The organism is Streptomyces sp. NPDC007863 (assembly GCF_040633895.1).
Taxonomy (GTDB): Bacteria; Actinomycetota; Actinomycetes; order Streptomycetales; family Streptomycetaceae; genus Streptomyces.
This window is the reverse complement of record NZ_JBEYEI010000020.1, coordinates 159,269-183,488: the sequence shown is the minus strand read 5'-3', so window position 1 is coordinate 183,488 and position 24,220 is coordinate 159,269. Positions and strand designations below refer to the sequence as shown.

Sequence of the window (24,220 nt, the reverse complement as noted above, 5' to 3'; positions counted from 1 at the left end):
GGGCCTTCGCCGTGTCCGTCGGTCCGGACGGGTCAGATGGAGACCCCGTGCTGGCGCAGGTAGGCCAGCGGGTCGATGTCCGCGCCGTAGCTCGGCGAGGTGCGGATCTCGAAGTGCAGGTGCGGGCCGGTCGAGTTGCCGGTGGAGCCGGAGAGACCGATCTGCTGGCCGCCGCTCACCGACTGGCCGGCGGAGACGGCCAGGGAGGAGAGGTGGGCGTACTGCGAGTAGTTGCCGTCGGCGTGCTTGATGACGACCTCGTTGCCGTAGGCGCCGCTCCAGCCGGCGGAGACGACCGTGCCGGCGCCGACGGCGCGGACGGTGGTGCCGGAGGAGGCGATGAAGTCGGCACCGGTGTGGTAGCCGGAGGACCACATGGAGCCGGAGGCGCGGTACGGGGTGGAGACGCCGCCGGAGACGGGGGCGACCCAGCCGGACGCGGCCGGGGCGGCGGCGGCCGGGGCCGCGGCGCGCTCGGCGGAGCGGGAGGCGCGGGTCTGCTCGGTGACCTTCGCCGTGGCCTTCGGGGCGGCCTTGACGGTGGCCTTCGGGGCGGCCTTCGGCGCGGCGGCGGGCTTCGGGGCGGCGGCCTTGGCGGGGTTCTTGGCGCCGAGGGTGAGCTTCATGCCCGGGAGGATCAGCGAGGGGTTCTCGCCGACGACCTGGCGGTTGTCGGCGTAGAGCTGCTTCCAGCCGCCGGCGACGTCGTGGTCGGCGGCGATCTTGGACAGGTAGTCGCCGGCGACGACGGAGTACGTGGTCGGGGCGGCGGCCTTGGCGGCCGGGGCGGCCTGGACCTGGGCCTGCGCGGCGGCGATCACGGTGCCGGAGACGGCGGCCGGGGCGGCCTGCTCGGCGGCGTGGGCGCCGGTGGCGCCGATCAGCGGCAGCGCGACGACGGCGCCACCGGTGCCGGCGGCGACGAGGCCACGGGTGATCAGGGTGGACTTCTGGCGGCGGTGCTTACCCTTCGCGGGCATGGCGAATTCCTCTCCGGCGCCTGCGAGGTGAGCTGTCGGGTTCGGACTGGAGATGTCCGGCCGCGGTTCTCACGCGGCTTCACCCCTAGCCGTCCTGCATCGCGGGACCGGCGTACTTCCTTGGGTCCCCCGCTCCTGCCACGCGTGGACGGGTGTGAATTCCGGACGGTGGCAGGATTCGGCGGTCCGACCGGATTGACGGCGACGCTAGACGAGTGGGGTCGGCGCGAACAAGCCACGGAATTCGGCGGGCATTCCGGGACGATCTTCGGGCCCGGAATTCCGGTCACCCTCCGTGGATGACGGTCCCTCGATTCCCTTTTCGGGGAGGGTGGTTGGACCGGGCGGTCGGCCACGATCCGTCACCTTTATGACCCTGCTCACGCGCCGAATTCCATCTCCCCCTCAACCAGGGCGCGTTACCCCAAGACCTTCCAATACGGACAGATCGCCCATTACCGGCCAGGGGGGTGCGCCACGCCGCGCTCGACGGGATGATTGCGGGGGGAACCGATCTCGTACGGGCCCCGTGAACGCCTACCACCAGGAGCATCCGTGACGCAGCAGCTGCCGCAGGTCCAGCCCCTCGAACCCGGCGAGCCCGAGCTCGCGGCGGTCCGCAACTTCCGGGACGTGGCCGGCCTGCCGACCGCCGACGGACGCGCGGTCCGGCCCGGCACCCTCTTCCGCAGCGGCCACCTCGCCGACGCCACCGAGTCCGACGCGGCCTTCCTCTCCGGCCTCGGCCTGCACACGATCTTCGACTTCCGCAACGAGGCCGACGCCAAGGTGGAGGGCCCGGACGTGGAGCTCCCGGGCGTGCGGAACGTGAACATACCCCTGAGCGACCCGGCCGACGGCAAGGAGTTCTGGCGGATGGTCCGCGAGGGCGACCTCGACACGCTGCGGGACCTGCTCGGCGACGGCAAGGCGGCGGACCGGATGACCTCCGCGTACCGCCGGATGATCGTGGAACGGACCCCCGAGCACAGCCGGATCCTGCACTCCCTCGCCGAGGAGGCCGTCCCGGCCCTGATGCACTGCGCGGCCGGCAAGGACCGCGCCGGGCTCTCGATCGCGATCACCCTGCTCGCCCTCGGCGTGGAGCGCGAGGCCATCGAGGCGGACTACGTGAAGTCCGGCGCCCCGCACCGCCGCTACAAGGTGCGCCGCAGCTCCACCGCCCGGGACGCGATGGCGCCCGAGGTGATGGAGCTGCTGAGCCCGCTCTTCGACGCGCGGGTGGAGTACCTGCGGGCGGCCTTCGAGACCATCGACGCGACCTGGGGTTCCGTGGACGCCTACCTCGCGGACGGCCTGAAGCTGGCGCCGGAGACCCGCGAGCGGCTGCGCGAGCGGTTCCTCACGGAGGCGTGAGGCCGCGGGCCCTCCCGTCCGGTCACTGGTTCTGCCCGCCCAGCATGAAGAGCAGGTAGAGGAAGCCGGCGAAGAGGTGACCGGCGATCAGGTAGGCGAAGAGGCGGAGCACCAGCCCCTTGGGGAACTTCCCCTCGCCGCGCTCCTCACCGGTGACCGGGGCGGAATTCACTGACTTGTCGGACATGTCGACCAGCCTTTCGGGCTCAGCGGGAGTGCGGGGTGCCGCCGCCCAGGCACAGCTCGGCGGCGGGGCTCTGCAGGAGCGTGTGGACGAAGAGCACCTCGGCGCCGGCACGGCCGGCCGCGCCGATCCGGTGCGGGGTGAGCGAGTCGAAGTGCGCGCTGTCCCCGGGGCCGAGCAGGTGCACGGCGTCGCCGAGCGCGAGCCGGACCTGCCCTTCGAGCACGTGCAGCCACTCCTCGCCGGGGTGGACGCGCACGATGTCGGCCCGGGTGGCGTAGGGCACGTGGACGCGCAGGCACTGCATGGCCCGGCCCGCGCCGCCCGCCTGCCGGTAGATCCAGCCGTCGGCCTCGACCGGTTCGGAGCGGTCGGCGCGGATCACCGGGTCGCGTTCGGGCGGGGTCTCGCCCAGAAGCTCGGCGACCGTCGTACCGTAGATACGGGCGAGGGCGAGGAGCATCGGCAGCGAGGGCTGCCGGTTCCCGGTCTCCAGCCGCGAGAGGTGCGCCGGGGAGAGCCCGGCGCGCTGGGCGGCCGCCTCCAGGGTGAGCCCCCGGCGCCGGCGCAGCGCCCGCAGCTGCGGGGCGACGTCGGGCACGAGCTCGGGGGCGGCGGTTTCCGGGGCGGAGCCCCGGGGGACGTGGTCCATGCGTCCATTCCGCCAGGAACATGCCTCTGAGGCAACTTTCTTGCCTCAGAGGCAAAAATCCGTGGGAAGCCCGGCTCAGCGCTGCGCGACCGCCTGCCTGACCAGCGTCTTCCCGAAGTCCCACAGCAGACCGCCGCCGCCGTGGGCGTCCTCCATGACCGCCGTGAAGGCGGTGACGAAGCGGTCCACGTCCGCCTCGTCGATCACCAGCGGCGGGATCAGCTTGATCACCTCCAGGTGGTCCCCGGAGACCTGGGTGAGGATCCGGTGCCGCTGGAGCAGCGGGACCACCACCATCTGCGCGAAGAGCCCCTTGCGGGCCGTCTGGAGCATCGCCCACCGGCCGCGCAGCGCCAGCGAGCTCGGCCGCCCGAACTCGATGCCGATCATCAGCCCCCTGCCCCGGACCGCGTGCAGCAGCTCGTAGCGGGGCACGAGCTCCTCCAGGCGGTCCTTCAGGAGGCCGCCGACCCGCCGCACGTGCGCCACCGTCCCCTCGGACTCCATCACCGAGAGGACCGCGAGCCCGGCGGCCATCGCCTGGGCGTTGGAGCCGAAGCTCGCCGAGTGGACCAGGACCCGGTCCATGGACGAGTAGACCTTCTTGAAGATCCAGTCCTTGCCGAGGGTGGCGCCGACCGGCACGTATCCGCCGGAGAGCGCCTTCGCCACGCACACCAGGTCCGGCTCGACGCCGTCCTCGTGCTGGTACGCGTAGAAGTCGCCGGTCCTGCCGAGGCCGGTCTGCACCTCGTCGGCGATCAGCAGCGCCCCGTGCCGGCGGAGCAGCTCCTGGGCCGCGGCGAGGAAGCCGGGCGGTGCCTCGTGGACGCCCTTGCCCTGGATCGGCTCGACCACGAAGCCGGCCACGTCCCCCTTGCGGAGCTCGCGCTCCAGGGCGCCGAGGTCGCCGAGGGCGATCGCCGTGTCCGGGAGCAGCGGGTCGAAACCGGCCCGGAAGCCCTGCTCGCCGTTGACGGACAGGGCGCCGGTGGTGAGGCCGTGGAAGGCGTGGTCGCAGTAGACGATCCTCGGCCGGCCGGTGGCGTACCGGGCGAACTTCAGGGCGGTCTCGACGGCCTCGGTGCCGCTGTTGCCGAAGAAGACCCGGTCGAGGTGGGGGCTGTGGGCGAGCAGCCGCTCGGCGAGGAGTCCGGGCAGCGGCGGGCAGTCGAAGCGGGTGAGGTCGGGGAGGTCCGCGTCGAGGACGTCGTGCAGGGCCTTGCGGACGACGGGGTGGTGCCGGCCGAGGCCCATGACGCCGAAGCCGGCGAGCATGTCGAGGTGGTCGTTGCCCTCGGCGTCCCAGAAGTGGGCGCCGGCGGCCCGTTCGTAGACCTTGTCGAAGCCGATGGTGTGCAGCATCCGCGGCAGCTGCGGGTTGAGGTACCGGGCGTGCAGTCCGTACCGCTCGCCGCCGCGTTCGGCGAGCAGCGCCCGCAGGTCGAACCCGTCGCTCATGGCCCGCCCCTCAGCTCCCCTGGACGGTCTCGCGGACCGCGCGCAGCGACTCCTTGAGGGAGCCCATGGTGGCGAGCACGGCGGTGGGTTCGTAGCCGCAGTGCGCCATGCAGTTGGCGCAGCGCGGGTCCTTGCCGCGGCCGTACTTGTCCCAGTCGGTCTCCTCGACGAGTTCGCGGTAGGTGGGGACGTAGCCGTCGCTCATCAGATAGCAGGGGCGCTGCCACCCGAAGAGGGAGTAGTTGGGGATCGCCCAGGCGGTGCAGGGGAAGTCCGCCTTTCCTTCGAGGAAGTCGAGGAAGAGCGGCGAGTGGTTGAGGCGCCAGCGGCGGCGGTTGCCGCCGGCGAAGGCCTTCTTGAAGAGTTCCCTGGTCTGTTCGACGCCGAGGAAGTGTTCCTGGTCGGGCGCCTTCTCGTAGGCGTAGGCGGGCGAGATCATCATTTCGTCGACCTGGAGGTCGTCGTTGAGGAAATTCAGCACCTCGATGATGGTCTGCGGGGTGTCGGTGTTGAAGAAGGTCGAATTCGTGGTGACCCGGAATCCGCGCCGCTTGGCCTCCTTGATCGCCGCCACGGCCTCGTCGAACACGCCTTCCTTGGCGACGGATTCGTCGTGGCGTTCGCGCAGTCCGTCGATGTGCACGGCGAAGGCGAAGTACGGGGAGGGGGTGAAATTGTCGAGCTTCTTGCGGAGCAGCATCGCGTTGGTGCAAAGAAAAACGTATTTCCGGCGGGCGACCAGCTGGCGGACGATCTCGTGGATCTGGGGGTGCATCAGGGGTTCGCCGCCGGCGATGGAGACCATCGGGGCGCCGGACTCCAGGACGGCGCCGACCGCCTGGGCGACCGGCATCCGCTGCTTGAGGATGCCGGCCGGATGCTGGATCTTGCCGCAGCCCTCGCACTTGAGGTTGCAGGCGTAAAGCGGCTCCAGTTCGACGATCAGGGGGAACTTGTCCCGCTTGCGGAGCTTCTGTTCGAAGAGATAGGTCCCGACCCGGACGGACTGACGGAGCGGCATGGCCATGACCGGCTCACCTCCTGGGGAGCAGCAGAGAACGGTGCCATTCGAAGAAAGCGGGAAGGACGGCACGGAGGACGCGGAAGGCCGATATTCCCCCGCGTACCGTGCCGATCCGGACCAGTTCGTGTTCGGGGGCGTCCACGACCACCCGTACGGCCGCAAGCGGGCGGGGTCCGGCGGCCCGGGCGGTACGCAGGGTGGCGGCGGACTCCATGTCGACGGCGATCGCTCCGCCGGCCGCCAGCGCGGCCCGCTCGGGGCCCCGCACCACGTGGTCGGAGCCGGTCAGCGGGCCGGTGTGCACGGTCCGCCCGGGCACCGCCCGGGCGAGCGCCTTGACGAGCAGGTCGGTGCCCTCGCAGGCGAGGGCGCCGTCCGGGCCGCGGGTCTCCTCGGCGACGACCAGGTCGCCGGGGTGCATCCCGGGGGCGAGTCCGGCGCAGAAGCCGGAGGCGATGACGGCGGCGCCGCCCCAGCCCTCGCGGGCGAGGGCCCGCTCGACCCCGCGGGCGGCGTGGGCGGGCCCCATGCCCGTGCGCACCACCCGGACCGGTCCCGGCGCCCCGCCGCGCTCGCCGCCGCCGCGCAGGGCGAAGCGCTCGATGCCGAGGGCGCAGGCGACGAGGAGGGGCGGGACGGCGGCCTCCGGCTCCGCCGGAGGACGGCCGCGCTCCATCACGGGCTCCCGCCGGGGGTGGGCTCGCCGTGCACGTACCGGCCGAGCGCGGTGAGCGGGAAGACCTGACGGTAGAGGTGGTAGTTGATGGAGAAGTCCCAGGGGAAGCCGGTGCCGGTGAAGTACGGCTCGTCCCAGGAGCCGTCCTCGCGCTGGGTCTCCACCAGCCAGGCCACGCCCCGCCGGGCGCTCTCGGAGTCGCGCTCCCCGGCGGCGAGGAGGGCGATCAGCGCCCAGGCCGTCTGGGAGGCGGTGGAGGTGCCGCGGCCGATCCAGGAGCGGTCGTCGTACGAGCGGAGGTCCTCGCCCCAGCCGCCGTCCGGGTTCTGCGCGGCGGCGAGCCAGGCGACGGCCCGGCGGATCGCCGGGTGGGAGGCGGGGAGTCCGGCGGCGGTGAGGGCGGGGAGCACCGAGCCGGTGCCGTAGACGTAGTTGACGCCCCAGCGGCCGAACCAGGCGCCGTTCGGCTCCTGGTCGGCGAGGAGCCAGTCGATGCCCCGGCGGGTGCGGGGGTCGTCGGCCCGGCCTTCCCAGGCGAGCATCTCCACGACGTGGGCGGTGACGTCGGCGGAGGGCGGGTCGATGACCTCACCGAAGTCGCAGAAGGGCAGCTTGTTGGGCAAAACGCCCGTGTTGTCGGCGTCGAAGGCGGCCCAGGCGCCGTTGCCCGACTGCATGCCGGCGGTCCAGCGGGCGGCGCGGGCGACGGCCGCGTCGACCCGGGCGGGGTCGGGGTGGCGGACCCGGCGCAGGGCGAGGATCACCTCGGCGGTGTCGTCGATGTCGGGGTAGTTGTCGTTGTGGAACTCGAACGCCCAGCCGCCGGGCGGGAGTCCGGGCCGGCGGACGGCCCAGTCGCCGGCCTTGGTGATCTCCTCGTCGAGCATCCAGTCGGCGGCCTTCACCAGCGCCGGGTGGTCGGCGGGCAGGCCGGCGTCGGCGAGGGCGATGGTGGCGAGGCAGGTGTCCCAGACCGGGGACTGGCAGGCCTCGACCATGCGGACCGGGCCCTCGGGCTCCTCGCGCCAGACGGCGAACCGGTCCAGGGACTCCAGGCCGGCCCGCATGACCGGGTGCTCCAGGTCGTAGCCGAGGAGGTGGAGGGCGATCACCGAGTAGACGGCGGGCGGCTGGATGCCGCCCCAGCAGCCGTCGTTCTCCTGGCGTTCGACGATCCAGCGGGCGGCGGTGTTCATGGCCGCCCGGCGCAGTCCGCGCGGGGCGAAGCGGTGGTAGACGTGCAGCGCCTGGTCGAGGCGCTGGAAGAGGCCGTCCCAGCCGGTGAGCGGGGCGAGCGGGCGCTTCGGCGCAGGGAGGTCGGGGTCGGTGTGCAGCTCGTCGAGGGGGAAGGGCGCCGGGCGGACCGGGCGCTTCGCCGAGACGACGGTGAGCGGCACGATGGTCTGCCGGGCCCAGCAGCCGAAGTCGTAGATGTTCAGCGGGAACCACTTCGGCAGGAACATCAGCTCGGGCGGCAGCTCGGGCAGGTCCTCCCAGCGCCACCAGCCGAAGAGCGCGAGCCAGATGCGGGTGAAGACGCGGGCGGCGGCGATCCCGCCCTCGGCCCTGATCCAGGCGGCGGCGCGGGCCATGTGCGGGGCCTCGGGCCGGTCCCCGGCGAGCCGGAGGGCGACGTACGCCTCGACGGTCGCGGAGAGGTCGGCGGGCCCGCCGTGGAAGGTGGGCCAGGTGCCGTCCTCGTACTGCCGGCTCCGGATGTGCCGGGCGGCGGCCGCGGTGGTGTCGGGGTCGGAGATGCCGAGGAAGCGGCGGAGCAGGAGGTCCTCGGCGTCCATGGTGACGTTGGTCTCCAGGTCGCCCTTCCACCAGCCCTCGGGGGCCTGGCGGGCGAGGAGGTGGTCGGTGGCCGCGCGGACGGCGCGGGCGGCGGCCTCGTCGAGGCGCGCGGGTGAGGTGGCGGAGTGCGGTGGAGTGGTGCTGGCCGCGGGCGCGAGGGGGCCGAGAGCCCCGGCGTTTCCGTCGGTCGTCGCTGTCATGGCTTCCCCTTCGTGGCAGTCGGTTCCTTCTGCTCCTGCGGGTCTGCCGTCGGCCGGTGCGGGTGGCACCGGCCGGCGACTGCGCACTCATATCTGGCTGTGGGTGATCATTTCTTCCGTACGACGACGAAGTCGGCGAGGGCGATCAGCTGGTCGCGCACCCGGGCGGGCATGTCCACCTCGTCGAGGGCGCGCAGCGCGATCGCGTGCTGGCGGCGGGCCTCCCCGGCGGTCCACTCGCGGCCGCCGGCCTCCTCGATGAGGGCGGCGCGGTAGGCGAAGTCCTCCTCGGTGAAGGAGTCGAAATCAGGGGACTCGGCGTCCTGGGCGAGGAGCCGGCCGAGCCGCTCGGACGCCTCTCCGCCGGCCGCGAGGGCGGCGACGACGGGCAGCGACTTCTTCCGCTGCCGCAGGTCGCTCCAGGTCTGCTTGCCGGTGGCGTCCGGGTCGCCCCAGATGCCGAGGAGGTCGTCGACGGCCTGGAAGGCGAGGCCGAGATGATAGCCGTACTCCTCCAGCTTGTCGGCGGTGCGGTCGTCGGCGCCGCCGAGGACCGCACCGATCGAGACGGCGCAGGCGAGGAGGGCGCCGGTCTTGTTGCCCTCCATCTCCAGGCACTCCTCGACGCTGACCCGGTCGCGGTGCTCGTAGGAGATGTCCTGGGCCTGGCCGTCGATGAGCTTGCGGTTGGCCGTGGTCAGCCGGCGGGTGGCACGGCCGGCCTCGACGGTGCCGAGCTCCAGGAGGACTTCGTTGGCGAGGGCGGAGAGGGCGTCGCCGACGAGGATCGCCTGGGCCGGGCCGAACACCTTCCACACGGTGTCCCGGTGGCGGCGCTGCTCGTCGCCGTCCATCAGGTCGTCGTGCAGCAGCGAGAAGTTGTGGACGAGCTCGACGGCGACGGCTCCGGGGAGGCCGACCTCGGGCGCGGCGCCGGCGGCCTCGGCGGAGAGCAGGGCGAGCGCGGGGCGCACGGCCTTGCCGCTGTCGGCGTCGGTGGGGTTGCCCTCGGCGTCGATCCAGCCGAAGTGGTAGGCGGCGACGGTGTCCATGGGCGATGCGAGACGGCCGACGGCCGCCCGCATGACGGGGGTGGACAGGGTCCGCCCCCTCTCCAGCAGGGCGCTGACGTCCGCGGTGTCGACGGCCGGGGTCCCCGGGGGCACGGTCGGCACGGTCTCTCCTCTGGTTCCTGTGATCACACTCATGCCGCCTCCTGCAGCGGATGGTCGTGGCGGCGGCCGAAGGCGGAGAGCGCGGCGCCGGCGGCGCTGAAGCCGCTTCGGACGGCACCCTCCATGGTCGCGGGCCAGCCGGTGGCGGTCCAGGCGCCGGCCAGGTAGAGGCCGGGCGCACGGGTGCGGGCGCCGGGGCGGAGGCGCCCGACGCCGGGTGTGGGGGCGAAGGTGGCGGTCCGCTCGCGGGTGACGAAGAAGTCGCGGACCCCGGCGCCCCGGGCGGCCGGCAGCAGCCGCTCCAGCTCCGGGAGGTAGCGCTCGCGGAGCGCGGCGACGGGGGTGTCGATCTCGTCGTGGGCGGCGGACTGCGAGACGGCCAGGTACTGGCCGGGGCCGGTGAGTCCGGAGGACGCGGTGCGGTCGAAGACCCACTGGACCGGGGAGCCGAGGGCGGTGAAGAAGGGCCGCTTCAGGACCTTGCGGTCGTAGACGACGTGCAGGTCGAGGATGGGCGCGGTGCCGATGTCGAGGAGCCGGTCGGCGTCGTCGAGGGCGTCCTCGGGGAGCAGGCCGTGGGTCTCGGTCTGGGGCACGGCGAGGACGACGGCGTCGGCGTCGAGCCGCTCGCCGGGCACGTCCACGGCCCAGCGGCCGTCGTCGGTGCGGGTGATCCGCTCGGCCTTGGTGCGCAGCAGGGTCCGGACGCCGAGTCCGTCGAGGGTCTTGCCGGCGAGGGTGTCGTGGAGGTGGCCGAGCGGCACGTGGGCCCAGCCGATGTCGGCGGCGCCGGGGTCGGTGAGCAGCCCGGTCTTGAAGACCATGGCGGCGAGCCCCATGGAGGCGTCGGGGGCGGGGGCGTTGAGGGTGGGGATGCCGACGAGGTCCCAGAGGGCCTCGATGGCGCGGGGCGACTGGCCGTGCCGGCCGAGCCAGGTGGCGAAGTCGATGCCGTCGAGGGCCGGGTCGGCGGGGTCGAGCCTCTTGAGGGCGAGCGCGGCGCGGCCGACGGAGGCCCGCTCGGCGAGCGAGAGGTGGGGGTACGTGGCGAGGCTGCGGGCCAGGTGGAAGGGGACCGGCAGCGGGTCGCGCCGGATCCGTCCGAGCCGGGGCCCGCGCGGGTGCGCGACGTCGAGGACGGGCACGTCGAGCCGGTCCTGGAGGGGCGCGAGCCGGGCGCCGTCGACGCGGTCGAGGAACCAGCGGTAGGCGGTGCAGCAGCGCAGGTACACGTGCTGGCCGTTGTCGACGGTCAGCTCGCCCCGCCGGAAGGAGAAGGCGAGCCCCCCGAGCCGGGGCCGCCCTTCGAGCAGCGTGACCGCGACCCCCGCCTCGGCGAGCCGGATCGCCGCGGTGACCCCGGCGAGTCCCCCGCCGACGACGACGGCGGTGGGGGTCCCGGGGGTGGGTCCGGGGGTTCCGGTGGGGGCCATCAGGCGGGCCTCCTCGCGGTGCGGCGGGCGATGTGGCGGGCGTCGAGGCCGGAGAGGCCGCGGACGGCGACGTACGCCTTCTCGGGGCCGGGCAGCGAGACGCGGCCGCGGAGCACGGCGTCGGGGTCGCGCTCGATGCGGTCGAGGAGGCGGCGGTAGATGCCGGCCATGGCGGCCACGCAGGCGCCGCTGCGCCGGTCGAGCATCGGCAGCAGCCGGTAGCCCTCGACGAAGAGGGCGCGGGCGCGGCGGACCTCGAAGTGGACGAGTCCGGCGAAGTCGGCGCCGGCCGGCAGGGTCCGGGCGCCGAAGCCGTCCTCGCAGCCGAAGCGGGCGAGGTCCTCGGCGGGCAGGTAGGTGCGGCCGTTGGCGGCGTCCTCGCGGACGTCGCGCAGGATGTTGGTGAGCTGGAGCGCGAGGCCGAGGGTGTCGGCGTACTCGGCGGCCCGCTCGGACTCGGCGGCGCCGGGCTGGGTGCCGAAGACGCCGAGGGAGAGCCGGCCGATGGCGCCGGCGACGCACCGGCAGTAGACCTTGAGCTCGTCCCAGGTGCGGTAGGTGGCGCCGCGGACGTCCATGAGGACGCCGTCGATCAGCTCGTCGAGCCCTTCGAGGGGGATCGGGAAGCGGCGGGCCGAGTCGGCGAGGGCGACCGCGACGGGGTCGGTGTCGTCCTCGGCGACGTCGCCCTTGCGGACCCGGTCGAGCAGCGCCCGGGTGGCCTCCAGGCGCTCGTGCTTCTCCTCGGGGGCCAGCGTGCCGTCGCCGATGTCGTCGACCCGCCGGGAGAAGGCGTACAGGGCCGACATGGCCTGCCGCTTGTCGGCGGGCAGCAGACGGATCCCGTAGGCGAAGTTGCGGGCCTGCTGTCCGGTGACGGCCTCGCAGTAGCTGTACGCGGCCTGTACCGGCGCGGACGGCCGGACGGTCGTGTCCTCGACGGTCATGTTCCCCCCTCGGAGCGGGCCCGGAGCAGGACCGCTCCGACCTGGCGCGCCAGGCTGGGCCTGGTGGGCTTCGGCGGTCCGGCGAGGACGTCGAAGCCGGCGTCGGCGATGGCGTCGAGCGCGGCGAGTCCGCCGGCGGTGAAGCCCGCGAGCAGCAGCCGCAGCCGGCCGTGGACGCTGCCGACGAGCGGGCTGCCCGCGTGCAGCAGGGCGCGGGCGCGTTCGGCCTGGAAGGCGACGAGGGAGCGCACGGCGGACCCGGCGGTGGGCCGGGCCAGCTCCTCCTCGGTGACGTGGAACCGCTTGAGGTCCTCGGCGGGGAGGTAGATCCGGTCGCGGCCGAGGTCCTCGGCGACGTCCTGGAGGTGCTCGACGATCTGGAGGGCGGTGCAGATCTCGTCGGAGCGGCGGATCCGCTCGGGCGTCTCGGTGCCGGTGATGCCGAGGACGAGCCGGCCGACGGGGTTGGCCGAGAGCTCGCAGTACGCGAGGAGGTCGTCGTACGTCTCGTACCGGCTGACCAGCTGGTCCTGGCGGTTGGCCTGGATCAGGCCGAGGAACGGGCCGGGGGTGAGGCCGCGGCGCCGCACCGTGGGCTGGAGGGCGCGCAGCAGCGGGTGGCGGGGGGTCCCGTCGAAGACCCGGTGGAGGTCCTCCTCCAGGGCGTCGAGGAGGGGGAGCGGGCCGGCGTCGGCTCCGAGGCCGAAGGGGCCGGTCGCGCCGGGGGCGGCGTCGCCGTCGCCGATGTCGTCGACGAGCCGGGCGTAGCCGTAGACGGCCATGAGGTCGTCGCGCCAGTCACGGGGCAGGAAGAAGGGGGCCACGGGGAAGTTCTCGTCCGCGGCCTTGCCGAGTGTGGTGCGCGAGGGGTCGTCGGCGCGCACGTGCCGGGAAGCCGTCACCGGGCGGCGCCCGGCGCGGGGACGGCGACACCCACGTGAAGCTGGAGATTCTGCGTCATGGCCGTCATATCTCCCGTTCTACACTGCCGATCCAATCCATCCTATTTCGGACACGCCGCCGCGCACGGAGCACGCGCCCGCCGGGTGTCCCGGGGGCGCCATGGGCGGTGTGGATCGGACCGGTACAGCTTACGTTGTACGAGGGATGTCGCCATTCGGGGGGTCTGCCGCCGCGCCGGACCGCGCCGGCCGGGCTGACCTGTGGCGATGGCACGGGCCCACCGGAGGTCAGCGGGCGCGGGCTCCGGAGACGACCATGGCGAGGGTGGTCTCGACGACGTCGTCGCGGCGCCGGGCGGAGAGCCGGCGGAGCGGGCCTTCCAGGAGGAGCAGCGAGAGGCCGTGCACGGCCGACCACGCGGCGGCGCCGGCGGAAGGGCGTCGCCCGCCGCTGCGGTCGAGCGTCTCCAGGGTCTCCCGGAGGAGGGTGAAGGCCCGGATCTCGGGCTCCGGGGGCGCGGGGACGCAGGCCGGCGCCTCCCCGGCGGCGGGGCGGACGGTGCCGAAGGCGGCGCGGTAGAGGCCGGGGTGGTCGAGGGCGAAGCCGACGTAGCCGCGGCAGAGGGCGGCGAGCCGGCGCTCGGCGGCGAGCGCGGGCTCGTCGGCGCCGGGCTCACGGGCGGCGGCCCGCTCCATGGCCTCGGCGAGCCGGGCCCTGGCGTGGGCGCGGACGGTGCGGAGCAGTTCGCCGCGTCCGTCGAAGTGCCGGTAGGCGGCGGTGGGCGAGACGCCGACCCGGCGGGCCGCCTCGCGCAGGACGACCCTCTCGGGGCCGCCTTCGGTGGCGAGGTCGACGGCCGCGCAGATCAGGGCGTTGCGCAGGTCGCCGTGGTGGTAGTTCTTTCCGCCCGAGATCCCTGCCATGGGCTCATCCTGCCCGATGTTGACCGCATGAACATTCCAGGAAGGGGCGGGACCGGCGAAAACCGGAAGCGCCCCCGCCGGTGGGGCGGGGGCGCTGCGCACGGGGTGCGGCGGGGAACTCAGCGGGCGGTCTCGCGCTCGTACGCCTTGAGGACCTCGTCGGTCGGGCCGTCCATGAGGAGCTGGCCCTTCTCCAGCCAGAGCACCCGGTCGCAGGTGTCCCGGATGGACTTGTTGCTGTGGCTGACCAGGAAGACCGTGCCGGCCTCCTTGCGCAGCTCGCGGATGCGCGCCTCGGACCGGATCTGGAACTTGCGGTCACCGGTGGCGAGCGCCTCGTCGATGAGGAGCACGTCGTGGTTCTTGGCGGCCGCGATGGCGAAGCGGAGCCGGGCGCCCATGCCGGAGGAGTAGGTGCGCATCGGCAGGCTGATGAAGTCGCCCTTCTCGTTGATCCCGGAGAAGTCGACGATGTCCTGATACCGCGCGTGGACCTCCTCGCGGCTCATGCCCATGGCGAGGCCGCCGAGGATGACGTTGCGCTCGCCGGTCAGGTCGTTCATCAGGGCCGCGTTGACGCCGAGGAGCGAGGGCTGGCCGTCGGTGTAGACCTTGCCGCTCTCGGTGGGGAGCAGGCCGGCGATGGCGCGCAGCAGGGTGGACTTGCCGGAGCCGTTGGTGCCGATGAGGCCGATGGCCTCGCCGCGGTAGGCGGTGAAGGTGACGCCGCGGACGGCGTGCACCTTGCGGACGCCGCGGGTGACCTCGGCCTTGCCCTTGCCGACGATCCGGCTGAGGGCCGCGGTGGCGCTGCCCTTGCCGCCGCCTCCGGTGTTGACCCGGTAGACGATGTGGACGTCCTCGCAGATGACGGTGGGCGCCAGGGGGTTCTGGGGGGTGTCAGCCACGGCCGTACCTCTCCTCAGCCTTCCAGAAGTAGACGAAGCCGCCGATGCCGAAGAGCAGCGCCCAGCCGAGGGCGGTGGCCCAGACGTGGGCGGGCAGGTTCGAGGCCGCGTAGCCGTCGATGAGCGCGAAGCGGACCAGGTCCATGTAGACCGCCGCCGGGTTGTACATGAGGACGTCCGCGATCCAGGCCGGCTTGTCCGCGAGCATCACGGGGATCGAGAACATGACGCCCGAGGCGTACAGCCAGGTCCGCATGACGAAGGGCATCAGCTGGGCGAGGTCGGGGGTCTTGGCGCCCATCCTGGCCATGATCATCGCGAGGCCGATGTTGAACACGAACTGCAGCAGGAGCGCCGGGATCAGCAGCAGCCAGCTGAGCGAGGGGTAGCTGCCGAAGGCGATCGCGACGGCGGCGAGCACGACCATCGAGAACAGCAGCTGCTGGAGCTGCTGGAGCGAGAAGCTGATCGGGAGCGTGGCGCGCGGGAAGTGCAGGGCGCGGACGAGGCCGAGGTTGCCCGAGATCGCGCGGACGCCCGCCATGACCGAGTTCTGCGTGAACGTGAACACGAAGATGCCGGTCACGAGGAAGGGGATGTAGACCTCCTTGCTCATGCCGCGGCCCGCGTTCAGGATCAGCCCGAAGATCAGGTAGTAGACGAGGGCGTTGAGGAGCGGGGTCGCCACCTGCCAGACCTGGCCGAGCTTGGCCTGGCTGTACTGGGCGGTCAGCTTCGCCGAGGAGAACGCCAGGATGAAGTGGCGGCGGCTCCACAGCTCGCGGATGTACTCGAACAGTCCGGGTCGGGCGCCGCTGACCGACAGGCCGTACTTGGCGGCGAGGTCGCCCGGCGCCAGGCCCTCGTCGACGGAGGACGGGGGCGCGCTCATCGCGACCGCCCCGCCCTGGTGAATGTCACTCACAGTCGAAACTTTCGTGTTCAAGATGTGCGGCTCGTCGGAATACCACGATGTCGGACGGCCGGTGTGGCGACTCGGCGAGTCATCGGGGTTGCCACACCGTACGCCATCGCGGTGACCGGCCGGTGACGTGGGAGTCCCGGCCGGCCCCCGCTCACTTCAGGCGGCTGGACACCATGATCGAGACGAGGTGCAGCACGGTCTGGAGCAGTGCGATGCCCGCGAGGACCGCGACGCCGAGCCGGGAGAAGAACAGGTCGCCGCGCACCTGGTCGGCGATGGCGAGGACCAGGATCAGGAGCGAGGCCTCGATGCCGAGGATCAGCCGGTGGAACTTGAGCGCGCCGGCGGCCCGGCGGGCCAGCGCCATGCCGGAGGAGCGGGGCTCCGAGGCGGCCTCCTTGACCGGGGGCATGCCGTTCTGGTGGCGGGCGACGCCGACCAGGTCGGTCTCCGCCTTGATCAGGATGGCGCCGAGCGCGGCCAGGGTGCCGAGGAAGGCCCACAGCCAGTCGATCCGGCCCTCGCCCCACAGATCGGCGGCGCGCAGGCCGAAGCCGACGAGGACGGCGGCGTCGCACAGGTAGGCGCCGACCCGGTCCAGGTAGACGCCGGCCAGCGAGTACTGCTTCTTCCAGCGGGCCAGCTCGCCGTCGACGCAGTCGAGCAGCAGGTACATCTGCACGGCGACGACGCCGAGGACGGCGCCCCAGATCCCGGGCAGCAGCAGCGCCGGGGCGGCGAGCACGCCGAAGAGCGTCATCAGATAGGTCAGCTGGTTGGGCGTGACCTTGGTGTCCGCCAGCCGGCGGGTGATCCGGAGGGAGATCTCCCGCATGTAGAGGCGGCCGCCCCAGTGCTCGCCGCTCCGCCGGTCCTTGACGCCCGGCGGGTGGACGACGGGGCGGAGTTCAGCTACCGATGGCTTGGGCATAGTCGGCGTACGCGTCCCTGATCTGTTCGGTGGAGAGGTCGAGGTGTTCCAGGATGGTGAAGCGGCCCGGCCGGGTCTGCGGGGCGAAGTCGACCGCCCGCACGAACTCGTCGACCGTGAAGCCCATCTCCTCCGGCCGCACCGGAAGGCCGTGCCGGCGGAGGGTCTCCACGATCGCGAGGGAGTCGTCGCGGGCCCCGCGCAGGTGCATCGCGAAGGCCGCGCCGAGGCCGCACTGCTCGCCGTGGCTGGCCGCGCGGGCCGGGTACAGCAGGTCGAAGGCGTGGCTGATCTCGTGGCAGGCGCCCGAGGAGGGCCGGGTGTCGCCGCTGATGGACATGGCGATGCCGGACATCACCAGTCCCTCGGAGAGGGTGACGAGGAAGTCGTCGTCGCCGACTCCGCCCGGGTGCCGGAGCACCGCCTCGCCCGCGCTGCGGGCCATGGCGGCGGCCAGGCCGTCGATCTTCTCGCCGGTCTCGCGGTGGGAGAGCTCCCAGTCCGCGAGGGCGGAGAGGTTGGAGACCGCGTCGCCGATGCCGGAGCGGACGAAGCGGACGGGGGCGTCCCTGATCACGTCGAGGTCGATGACGAGCGCGATGGGGGTGGGCACCCCGTAGGAGCCGCGGCCGTTGTCGTTGTCCAGGGTGGACACCGGCGAGCACAGGCCGTCGTGCGAGAGGTTGGTGGCGATGGCGACCAGCGGCAGCCCGACCCGGGCCGCCGCGTACTTCGTCACGTCGATGATCTTGCCGCCGCCGAGCGCGACCACGGCGTCGTACCGCTTGCCGCGCATGGCGTCGGCCAGCTCGACGGCCGCGTCGATGGTGCCGCCGGCGACGGTGTACCAGTCGGCACCGGGCAGCTCGGCGGCGAACCGGTCGCGCAGCCTGAGCCCCGACCCGCCGCTGATGGCGACGGCGATCTTGCCGCTGCTGGAGATCCTCTCGTCCGCCATGAGCGCGGAGAGCCCCTCCAGCGCACCCCGGCGGATGTCGACGACGACCGGCGACGGGATCAGTCGGGTCAGTACCGGCACGCGATCTCCCGGCCCTTGGCGAGATCGTCGTGGTTGTCGATCTCGACCCAGGAGACCTCGCCGATGGGCTCCACGTCGACGGTGAAGCCGCGGTTCACGAGCTCCTGGTAGCCGTCCTCGTAGTAGAGGTCGGGGTCGCGCTCGAAGGTGGCCTTCAGGGCGTCGGCGAGCTCCTCGGCGGCCTCGGGCTCGATGAGGGTGACGCCGATGTACTCGCCGGTCGCGTCGGCCGGGTCCATCAGCTTGGTGATCTTCCGGACGCCGGCGCCCTCGGCGGCGACGACCTTCATCTCCTCGTCGGCGAGCGACTTCACCGTGTCGAGGGCGAGGATGATCCTCTTGCCCTCGCCGCGGGCGGCGAGCAGCGTCTTCTCGACGGAGACCGGGTGGACGGTGTCGCCGTTGGCGAGGATCACGCCGCGCTTCAGGACCTCACGCGCGCACCACAGGGAGTAGGCGTTGTTCCACTCCTCGGCCTTGTCGTTGTCGATCAGGGTGAGGGTGAGGCCGTACGTCGCCTCCAGCTCGGCCTTGCGGGCGTAGACGGCCTCCTTGCGGTAGCCGACGACGATCGCGGCCTCGGTGAGGCCGACCTCGGCGAAGTTCTTCAGCGTGAGGTCGAGGACGGTGGTCTCGCCGTCCACGGGCACGAGGGCCTTCGGGAGGGTGTCGGTGTACGGGCGCAGTCGCCGTCCGGCACCGGCTGCCAGAACGAGGCCGATCATGCTGTTTCTCCTTCGTCATGAACAGCGGGCGCTCCGGAGGAGACCCAGAAGCGGATGGACTCCACGAGCACCACGAGGGCGAGCGCGCCCGCCAGGGCGGTCAGCGCCAGGGTGAAGTCGTCGCCGCGGTCCGTCAGGAGGGCGGCGAGGACGGCCACCAGGAGCGTGCGCCCCTCGTGTCCGCCGGTGACGCGCACCAGCCAGGCGGGCGGCGCGCCGGTGCCACCGCGGATGCGGTACACCGTGTCGTAGTGATGGTAGGCGACCGCCGCGACCAGGCCGAATGCCGCGGGGACGGCCTGCGGCACGTCCGAGCGGGCGGCGAGCAGCAGCACGGTGGTGTACTCGGCGGCGCGGAAGAACGGCGGGACGAACCAGTCGAGGGCGCCCTTGAGGGGGCGGGCGACGGCGAGCCCGGCGAGGACCGCGTAGCCGCCGGCGGCGCCGACGGTGGCCCAGCTCCCGACCGGGGCGGTGGCCGCGACGGAGATCATCAGGGCGGCGCCGAGCAGCGCGGCGACCGGGGCCGGCACCGGCAGGCGGCGGGTGATCCGGGCGACCGCGAGCGCGATCGGGCCGGAGTCCGCGAGGTCGGCGAGGGCCCGGGCGGCGCGGTCGGTGCGCGGACCGCGGCGCTTGACCGAGCGCAGCAGCCGGCCGGCCGTGGTGTAGCAGGCGGCGAAGGCGCAGCCGACGATCAGCGCCCAGAAGACGATCCGGGGGCTGGTGGCGGCGGTGAGGACGGCGATCATCGCCCAGCGCTCGCCGATCGGCAGGATGATCATGCGGCGGGCCCAGACGGTCCAGCCGACGCCGTCGAGCTTGCTGGAAAGCGCCAGGCTGGTCTTGGCGGTGGAGCCCGCGGCGGCGGAGTCCGCGACGTTGGACTCGTTGAACGAGAAGTCGACGACGTGCCGGCAGGTCATGAGGACCATGGCGGCGAGCGCGAGCGTCCACACGTCGTCGCCGTTCCGGGCGGCGCCGAGGGCGAGACCGGCGTAGAAGGCGTACTCCTTGGCCCGGTCGAAGGTGGCGTCGAGCCAGGCGCCCATCGTCGAGTACTTGAGCGCGTACCGGGCGAGCTGCCCGTCGGTGCAGTCCAGGACGAAGGAGACGAGCAGCAGCACGCCGGCGGCGACGTAGCCGCCGCGCTCCCCGGTGGCCGCGCAGCCGGCCGCGATCAGGGCGGTGAGCAGCGAGGCGGTGGTGACCTGGTTGGGGGTCAGCCCCCGGCGGGCGCACCAGCGGGCGATGTACCGCGAGTAGGGGCTGATGAAGAAGGTGGTGAAGAAGCCGTCGTGGGCCTTCACGGCGGAGCGGAGGCGGACGGCCTCGTCGTCGACGCCGTCGACGGCGGCGCGGGCCTCGTGGCGGGCCGCGGCGTCGGTGGGGACGGCGGCGACGAGGGTGCCGAGCGCGGGCCGGTGCACGGCGACGCCGTCGGCGTCGAGGGCGCCGGCGACGGTGCCGGTGAGGTCGTGGTCCGGCACCGGGGCGGCGGGCTCGGGGGCGGCGGCCAGCGCGCGGGCCAGGGCCGGGCGGGCCTCGGGCTGCGCGGAGAGCGCCCCGGGCACGGCGGCGGCCGGGAAGCGGGGGTCGGTCAGCGCGAGCCGCAGGGCGTGGCGGTGTCCGACGAAGCGGGAGTCGACGAGGGCGACGCGCTCGCCCGCGGGGACGGCGGCCAGGAGGGTACGGGCCTCCTCGGCGCCGGTGGCCCATCGGACGTGGAAGCCGAGCGACCGCAGATCACCGTCGAGCGAGGATCCGGGTGCCGGCGGGCCGGTGAGGATGGCGGTCGACAGACGAACTCACTCCTTGGAACGGGCAGAGGGCCGGCGGGGCCTGTCGGCCCCGGGCGTGGCGGTGCGCCCCGGCACCGGGCGGCGGCACGTCGGCTGAGGCTATCGGATCGACGGAGCGTGAGTTCACCGAGGCTTCGCACGCCGGACGCCCCCCGGTCCGCCCTCCGCCGCCGGGATGCGCCGCGCTCCGCGCGATCATCATCGGGGATCGGCGGCCCGCCCTCCAAACCGGTGCCGGGGACCACCCGGACGGCATTCCGGCAGGTGATCGTACGAATACCGGCCCCGATGGCATCGTCGCAGGTCAGAGCAATGACAACGGTGTTCAGTACCGTGTTGCACATACCCCCCACCCGTAGTTCACTGGCGAATCGGGGCACCGACGGATCAGGACTTGGGAGGCCACGTCATGGGGGCTGGACACGACCACGGGCACAGCCACGGAGGCACGCCGCCGACGGGTACGGCGGGGGCCGCGTACCGCAGCCGGTTGCGGATCGCGCTCGGGATCACGCTCTCCGTGATGGTGGTCGAGATCGTCGGCGGCCTCGTCGCCGACTCGCTCGCGCTGATCGCCGACGCGGCGCACATGGCGACCGACGCGATCGGGCTCGCGATGGCGCTGCTCGCGATCCACTTCGCCAACCGCCCGCCGTCCGGGAACCGCACCTTCGGCTTCGCCCGCGCGGAGATCCTGGCGGCGCTCGCCAACTGCCTGCTGCTCCTCGGCGTCGGCGGGTACGTGCTGTACGAGGCGGTGCAGCGGTTCATGGAGCCGGCCGAGACCAAGGGCGGGCTCGCCATCGCCTTCGCCGTGGTCGGCCTGGTGGCCAACGTCGTCTCGCTGTCCCTGCTCATGCGCGGGCAGAAGGAGAGCCTGAACGTCCGGGGCGCCTATCTGGAGGTCCTCGCCGACGCGCTCGGCTCGGTGACCGTGATCGTCTCCGCGGCGATCATCCTGGCGACCGGCTGGCAGTACGCCGACCCGATCGCCTCCCTCGTCATCGGCCTGATGATCGTGCCGCGCACGGTGAAGCTGCTGCGCGAGACCCTGGACGTGCTCCTGGAGGCGGCCCCCAAGGGCGTGGACATGGCGGAGGTGCGGGCGCACATCCTGGCGCTGCCGGGCGTCGAGGACGTGCACGACCTGCACGCCTGGACGATCACCTCCGGGATGCCGGTCCTCTCCGCCCACGTGGTCGTGGACGCGGGGGCGCTGGACTCGGTCGGCCACGAGAAGATGCTGCACGACCTCCAGGGCTGCCTGGGCGACCACTTCGACGTGGAGCACTGCACCTTCCAGCTGGAGCCGGCCGGGCACGCGCAGCACGAGGCGAAGCTGTGCCTGTGAGGGGCGGCGGGGTCTGTGAGGGCGGTGGGCCCGGCTGTTACGCTCGTCGTACGAACACGTGCGTGAGAGGAGCTGAGGTTGATGACCGTCGCGATGGAGGCCGCCGTCCGCGGCCGCACCCGGTCCTGCTTCAGCTCCCGGGTCTCCGGCTGACCTGATCCCGGTTCTTCCACCGGTCCGTCACGTCGTCGGCCGGAGCCCTTTCACACAAGGGTTTCCACGTTGTCCGACAACGACATCCAGAACACTTCCGCGTCCCACGACGCCTTCTTCGCCCTGCACCACGGTCTGCCGCGGCAGGGTCCCGGCTCCGACGCCACCACCCGTCGCCTCCTCGCGCTCGCGGGACGGCTGCCCGGGCGTCCGCGCGTGCTCGACCTGGGCTGCGGCCCGGGCCGCTCCGCGCTGCTCCTGGCCGCCGAGGCGGGCGCCGAGGTGACCGCCGTCGACACCCACGAGCCGTTCCTCGACGAGCTGCGGGCGGCGGCCGCCGCCCGCGGTCTCGCCGGCTCGGTCCGCGCGGTCCACGGCGACATGGGCGCACTGCCCTTCCCCGACGGCTCCTTCGACCTGGTCTGGGCCGAGAGCTCGGTCTTCGTGCTCGGCTTCGACCGGGCGCTCGCCGAGTGGCGCCGACTGCTCGCGCCGGGCGGGACGCTGGTCCTCACCGAGTGCGTGTGGACCACCGACGCGCCCGCCCCGGAGGCCCGCGCCTTCTGGGACGCGCACTACCCGCTCCGTACGGTCGGCGAGCTCGCCGCCGTCGCGGTCGGGGCCGGGTACCACGTGCTCGGCGCCTTCACCCAGCCCGACGGCGACTGGGACGAGTACTACGTCCCGCTGGCCGCCCACGCCGACGCCGCCGACACCTCGGTGCCCGGCATGGCCGAGGCGGTGGCGGGCGCCCGGGCGGAGATCGCGCTCCGCCGCGACCACGGCGGCGACTACGGCTACGCGGGCCTGGTGCTCCGCCCGGCCGACCCCCGCTGGCCCACCCGCCCCGAGCGGGAGTCCGACCACGCGGCCGTACGGGAGGTGACCGCGGCGGCCTTCGGGTCGCCGGCCGAGGCCGAGCTCGTCGACGCCCTGCGCGCCGACCCGGACGCCTGGCTGCCGGGGCTCTCGGTGGTCGCCGAGGCCCCGGACGGCTCGGTCGCCGCGCACGCGCTGATCACCCGCTGCCGGGTGGACGGGGCACCGGCGGCGGCGCTCGCGCCGGTCTCGGTGGCGCCGGAGCACCAGCGCACCGGTGCCGGGCAGGCCGTCACCCGCGCCGTGCTCGACGCGGCGCGGCTGGCGGGCGAGCGGCTCGTGCTGGTGCTCGGCCATCCGGAGTACTACCCGCGGTTCGGCTTCGCACGGGCGTCCGAGTATGGAATCAAGCCAGGTTTCGACGTTCCGGACGAAGCGATGATGGCGCTGGTCCTGGACGGTTCCGGGCCCGTTCCGCCGGGCACGATCGCCTATCCGGCGGCTTTCGGCGTCTGACCTGCCCCTGACGGTCCTCCGTCGCGCCCGCCGCTCCCCCGCGCCGGTGTACTCCGGTGCGGTGGGAGCGGCGGGCTCCGGCCGCCGAAGTGCGGACAAGCCGGTTTTGTACGGCAGACTGGGTGCGCCCCCAGGGGCCGAGGACCGAAGCGAAGGATGGGTATGCCGACCACACAGGGCACCACGGCCGAGATCGCGCCGGGGCTTGCGTCTCAGCTCGCGTCGGACGGCAGGGCGCCGTCCGCCACCCCGGAGCCGATCATGCTGGAACTGGTCGACGAGGCCGGGAACACCATCGGTACGGCGGAGAAGCTCGCCGCCCACCAGGCCCCCGGGCAGCTGCACCGCGCCTTCTCGGTCTTCCTCTTCGACGAGGAGGGCCGGCTGCTGCTCCAGCGCCGGGCGCTCGGCAAGTACCACTCCCCCGGCGTCTGGTCCAACACCTGCTGCGGGCACCCCTACCCGGGCGAGGCCCCCTTCGCGGCGGCCGCCCGACGCACCTTCGAGGAGCTCGGCGTCTCCCCCACCCTGATGGGCGAGGCCGGCACCGTCCGCTACAACCACCCGGACCCGGCCTCGGGCCTGGTGGAGCAGGAGTTCAACCACCTCTTCGTCGGCCTGGTGCAGGCCACCCCGCGGCCGGACCCGGAGGAGATCGGGGACTACGCCTTCGTCACCCCGGCCGAGCTGGCCGAGCGGCACGCGGCCGCGCCGTTCTCCGCCTGGTTCATGACGGTGCTCGACGCGGCGCGTCCGGCGATCAGGGAGCTGACGGGTCCTGCCGGGGGCTGGTGACCCGGCCCTCCGCCGTCCCCGGCCCCGGTGCCATCGGGGCCAGGGGCAGCGCCGCCCAGATGATCTTGCCGCCGCCCGCGGTGTGCTCGACGTCGCAGGCGCCGCCCGACTCCAGGGCGATCTCCTTCACCAGGAGCAGCCCCCGGCCGCCGGTCTGGCCGTAGTCCGCCTCCAGGGCCTTGGGCCGGTAGGGGTGGTTGTCCTCGACGGACACCCGGACCCACTCCGGCCCGATGGCCACCTCGACCGCTATCTCCGGGGAGAGCAGCGCCGCGTGCCGCACGGCGTTGGTGACCAGCTCGGAAACGATCAGCAGCAGCCCGTGCCTGATGTCCTCGTGGACCGGAACTCCCTGGCGGGCCAGCAGGTCGCGTACCGCGTGCCGGGCCTGGGGGACGGAGACGTCGACCGCGGGAGCGGTGAAGCGCCAGACTCCTTCGTAGGACGGTGGCCGGGCGGGGACACCTCCGCGGGTCTCCATGGTCCGGTTCCCACCCTCGTGCTCGATTCTCGCCACAACGCGA

23 protein-coding genes and 1 riboswitch are annotated in these 24,220 nt (G+C 73.2%); of the genes, 4 read left to right on the top strand and 19 right to left on the bottom strand.

Annotated elements, in window-relative coordinates; translation table 11 throughout:
- Positions 1–32 precede the first annotated feature (32 nt).
- Positions 33–980, bottom strand: coding sequence for a LysM peptidoglycan-binding domain-containing M23 family metallopeptidase (locus tag ABZ621_RS29030; RefSeq protein ID WP_360609385.1), 948 nt, complete (start codon positions 978–980; stop codon positions 33–35).
- A gap of 4 nt (positions 981–984) precedes the next feature.
- Positions 985–1,141, bottom strand: a riboswitch (cyclic di-AMP (ydaO/yuaA leader).
- 394 nt (positions 1,142–1,535) lie between these two features.
- On the opposite strand from ABZ621_RS29030, the gene ABZ621_RS29025 reads away from it, so the two are divergent.
- A complete protein-coding gene (locus tag ABZ621_RS29025) occupies positions 1,536–2,357 on the top strand; it encodes a tyrosine-protein phosphatase (RefSeq protein ID WP_360609384.1) in 822 nt (273 codons plus the stop codon).
- Positions 2,358–2,379: 22 nt separating this feature from the next.
- Here ABZ621_RS29025 and ABZ621_RS29020 read toward each other — a convergent pair whose 3' ends face one another.
- From ABZ621_RS29020 to ABZ621_RS28940, 17 genes are all read right to left on the bottom strand, one after another.
- On the bottom strand, positions 2,380–2,544 hold the full coding sequence (locus ABZ621_RS29020; protein WP_189848334.1) for a DUF6126 family protein: 165 nt from the start codon (positions 2,542–2,544) through the stop codon (positions 2,380–2,382).
- Between the two features lie 19 nt (positions 2,545–2,563).
- A complete protein-coding gene (locus ABZ621_RS29015; protein ID WP_360609383.1) occupies positions 2,564–3,193 on the bottom strand; it encodes a helix-turn-helix domain-containing protein in 630 nt (209 codons plus the stop codon).
- Positions 3,194–3,268: 75 nt separating this feature from the next.
- The gene (locus ABZ621_RS29010) at positions 3,269–4,654 is read right to left on the bottom strand and encodes an aspartate aminotransferase family protein (RefSeq protein WP_360609382.1); all 1,386 of its coding nucleotides are present in this window, start codon (positions 4,652–4,654) and stop codon (positions 3,269–3,271) included.
- 10 nt (positions 4,655–4,664) lie between these two features.
- Positions 4,665–5,681 carry an adenosyl-hopene transferase HpnH gene (hpnH, locus tag ABZ621_RS29005; RefSeq protein WP_360609381.1) on the bottom strand — a complete coding sequence of 339 codons (1,017 nt, stop codon included), beginning with the start codon at positions 5,679–5,681 and terminating at the stop codon, positions 4,665–4,667.
- A gap of 7 nt (positions 5,682–5,688) precedes the next feature.
- Entirely contained in the window at positions 5,689–6,354 is a 666-nt protein-coding gene (locus tag ABZ621_RS29000; RefSeq protein WP_360609380.1) for a 1-hydroxy-2-methyl-2-butenyl 4-diphosphate reductase, read from the bottom strand.
- Positions 6,354–8,351 (bottom strand): squalene--hopene cyclase, encoded by a 1,998-nt coding sequence (gene shc, locus ABZ621_RS28995; protein WP_360609379.1) that lies wholly within the window; start codon positions 8,349–8,351, stop codon positions 6,354–6,356. The genes ABZ621_RS29000 and shc overlap by 1 nt, the downstream gene beginning before the upstream one ends.
- A 107-nt stretch (positions 8,352–8,458) precedes the next feature.
- Positions 8,459–9,559 (bottom strand): polyprenyl synthetase family protein, encoded by a 1,101-nt coding sequence (locus ABZ621_RS28990; RefSeq protein WP_360609378.1) that lies wholly within the window; start codon positions 9,557–9,559, stop codon positions 8,459–8,461.
- Entirely contained in the window at positions 9,556–10,959 is a 1,404-nt protein-coding gene (hpnE, locus tag ABZ621_RS28985; RefSeq protein ID WP_360609377.1) for a hydroxysqualene dehydroxylase HpnE, read from the bottom strand. The genes ABZ621_RS28990 and hpnE overlap by 4 nt, the downstream gene beginning before the upstream one ends.
- Positions 10,959–11,906: a presqualene diphosphate synthase HpnD gene (gene hpnD, locus ABZ621_RS28980; protein WP_360609376.1), complete on the bottom strand. Its 948-nt coding sequence runs from the start codon at positions 11,904–11,906 to the stop codon at positions 10,959–10,961. The genes hpnE and hpnD overlap by 1 nt, the downstream gene beginning before the upstream one ends.
- A complete protein-coding gene (gene hpnC / locus ABZ621_RS28975; RefSeq protein ID WP_360609375.1) occupies positions 11,903–12,808 on the bottom strand; it encodes a squalene synthase HpnC in 906 nt (301 codons plus the stop codon). The genes hpnD and hpnC overlap by 4 nt, the downstream gene beginning before the upstream one ends.
- A 288-nt stretch (positions 12,809–13,096) precedes the next feature.
- Positions 13,097–13,732: a TetR/AcrR family transcriptional regulator gene (locus ABZ621_RS28970; RefSeq protein ID WP_360609374.1), complete on the bottom strand. Its 636-nt coding sequence runs from the start codon at positions 13,730–13,732 to the stop codon at positions 13,097–13,099.
- Between the two features lie 119 nt (positions 13,733–13,851).
- The gene (locus tag ABZ621_RS28965; RefSeq protein WP_360609373.1) at positions 13,852–14,640 is read right to left on the bottom strand and encodes an ABC transporter ATP-binding protein; all 789 of its coding nucleotides are present in this window, start codon (positions 14,638–14,640) and stop codon (positions 13,852–13,854) included.
- Positions 14,633–15,532: an ABC transporter permease gene (locus ABZ621_RS28960; protein ID WP_360609413.1), complete on the bottom strand. Its 900-nt coding sequence runs from the start codon at positions 15,530–15,532 to the stop codon at positions 14,633–14,635. Before ABZ621_RS28960 ends, ABZ621_RS28965 begins: the two co-directional genes overlap by 8 nt.
- 184 nt (positions 15,533–15,716) lie before the next feature.
- Positions 15,717–16,496 carry a CDP-alcohol phosphatidyltransferase family protein gene (locus tag ABZ621_RS28955; RefSeq protein WP_360609372.1) on the bottom strand — a complete coding sequence of 260 codons (780 nt, stop codon included), beginning with the start codon at positions 16,494–16,496 and terminating at the stop codon, positions 15,717–15,719.
- Positions 16,474–17,535, bottom strand: coding sequence for an iron-containing alcohol dehydrogenase family protein (locus tag ABZ621_RS28950; protein ID WP_360609371.1), 1,062 nt, complete (start codon positions 17,533–17,535; stop codon positions 16,474–16,476). The genes ABZ621_RS28955 and ABZ621_RS28950 overlap by 23 nt, the downstream gene beginning before the upstream one ends.
- Positions 17,523–18,260, bottom strand: a complete 738-nt coding sequence (locus ABZ621_RS28945; RefSeq protein WP_360609370.1) for a phosphocholine cytidylyltransferase family protein — start codon at positions 18,258–18,260, stop codon at positions 17,523–17,525. The genes ABZ621_RS28950 and ABZ621_RS28945 overlap by 13 nt, the downstream gene beginning before the upstream one ends.
- Positions 18,257–20,062: a DUF5941 domain-containing protein gene (locus tag ABZ621_RS28940; RefSeq protein WP_360609412.1), complete on the bottom strand. Its 1,806-nt coding sequence runs from the start codon at positions 20,060–20,062 to the stop codon at positions 18,257–18,259. The genes ABZ621_RS28945 and ABZ621_RS28940 overlap by 4 nt, the downstream gene beginning before the upstream one ends.
- Positions 20,063–20,471: 409 nt before the next feature.
- On the opposite strand from ABZ621_RS28940, the gene ABZ621_RS28935 reads away from it, so the two are divergent.
- From ABZ621_RS28935 to idi, 3 genes are all read left to right on the top strand, one after another.
- Positions 20,472–21,413, top strand: coding sequence for a cation diffusion facilitator family transporter (locus tag ABZ621_RS28935; RefSeq protein ID WP_360609369.1), 942 nt, complete (start codon positions 20,472–20,474; stop codon positions 21,411–21,413).
- A 222-nt stretch (positions 21,414–21,635) separates the two neighbouring features.
- Positions 21,636–22,901, top strand: a complete 1,266-nt coding sequence (locus tag ABZ621_RS28930; protein ID WP_360609368.1) for a bifunctional class I SAM-dependent methyltransferase/N-acetyltransferase — start codon at positions 21,636–21,638, stop codon at positions 22,899–22,901.
- Positions 22,902–23,162: 261 nt separating this feature from the next.
- Entirely contained in the window at positions 23,163–23,696 is a 534-nt protein-coding gene (gene idi / locus ABZ621_RS28925; RefSeq protein WP_360609411.1) for an isopentenyl-diphosphate Delta-isomerase, read from the top strand.
- Here idi and ABZ621_RS28920 read toward each other — a convergent pair.
- The gene (locus ABZ621_RS28920; protein ID WP_360609367.1) at positions 23,662–24,177 is read right to left on the bottom strand and encodes an ATP-binding protein; all 516 of its coding nucleotides are present in this window, start codon (positions 24,175–24,177) and stop codon (positions 23,662–23,664) included. The genes idi and ABZ621_RS28920 overlap by 35 nt on opposite strands.
- Positions 24,178–24,220 lie beyond the last annotated feature (43 nt).

What these genes read in the sequence shown, in the direction of transcription:
- idi (WP_360609411.1), top strand. Translation starts at nt 23,163, where the DNA reads ATGCTGGAACTGGTCGACGAGGCCGGGAACACCATCGGTACGGCGGAG.
- ABZ621_RS28935 (WP_360609369.1), top strand. Translation starts at nt 20,472, where the DNA reads ATGGGGGCTGGACACGACCACGGGCACAGCCACGGAGGCACGCCGCCG.
- ABZ621_RS29020 (WP_189848334.1), bottom strand. Translation starts at nt 2,544, where the DNA reads ATGTCCGACAAGTCAGTGAATTCCGCCCCGGTCACCGGTGAGGAGCGC.
- ABZ621_RS29015 (WP_360609383.1), bottom strand. Translation starts at nt 3,193, where the DNA reads ATGGACCACGTCCCCCGGGGCTCCGCCCCGGAAACCGCCGCCCCCGAG.
- hpnH (WP_360609381.1), bottom strand. Translation starts at nt 5,681, where the DNA reads ATGGCCATGCCGCTCCGTCAGTCCGTCCGGGTCGGGACCTATCTCTTC.
- shc (WP_360609379.1), bottom strand. Translation starts at nt 8,351, where the DNA reads ATGACAGCGACGACCGACGGAAACGCCGGGGCTCTCGGCCCCCTCGCG.
- ABZ621_RS29010 (WP_360609382.1), bottom strand. Translation starts at nt 4,654, where the DNA reads ATGAGCGACGGGTTCGACCTGCGGGCGCTGCTCGCCGAACGCGGCGGC.
- ABZ621_RS28970 (WP_360609374.1), bottom strand. Translation starts at nt 13,732, where the DNA reads ATGGCAGGGATCTCGGGCGGAAAGAACTACCACCACGGCGACCTGCGC.
- ABZ621_RS29030 (WP_360609385.1), bottom strand. Translation starts at nt 980, where the DNA reads ATGCCCGCGAAGGGTAAGCACCGCCGCCAGAAGTCCACCCTGATCACC.
- ABZ621_RS28990 (WP_360609378.1), bottom strand. Translation starts at nt 9,559, where the DNA reads ATGAGTGTGATCACAGGAACCAGAGGAGAGACCGTGCCGACCGTGCCC.
- ABZ621_RS28955 (WP_360609372.1), bottom strand. Translation starts at nt 16,496, where the DNA reads ATGCCCAAGCCATCGGTAGCTGAACTCCGCCCCGTCGTCCACCCGCCG.
- ABZ621_RS28960 (WP_360609413.1), bottom strand. Translation starts at nt 15,532, where the DNA reads ATGAGCGCGCCCCCGTCCTCCGTCGACGAGGGCCTGGCGCCGGGCGAC.
- ABZ621_RS28920 (WP_360609367.1), bottom strand. Translation starts at nt 24,177, where the DNA reads ATGGAGACCCGCGGAGGTGTCCCCGCCCGGCCACCGTCCTACGAAGGA.
- hpnE (WP_360609377.1), bottom strand. Translation starts at nt 10,959, where the DNA reads ATGGCCCCCACCGGAACCCCCGGACCCACCCCCGGGACCCCCACCGCC.
- hpnD (WP_360609376.1), bottom strand. Translation starts at nt 11,906, where the DNA reads ATGACCGTCGAGGACACGACCGTCCGGCCGTCCGCGCCGGTACAGGCC.
- ABZ621_RS29000 (WP_360609380.1), bottom strand. Translation starts at nt 6,354, where the DNA reads ATGGAGCGCGGCCGTCCTCCGGCGGAGCCGGAGGCCGCCGTCCCGCCC.
- ABZ621_RS28945 (WP_360609370.1), bottom strand. Translation starts at nt 18,260, where the DNA reads ATGATCGGCCTCGTTCTGGCAGCCGGTGCCGGACGGCGACTGCGCCCG.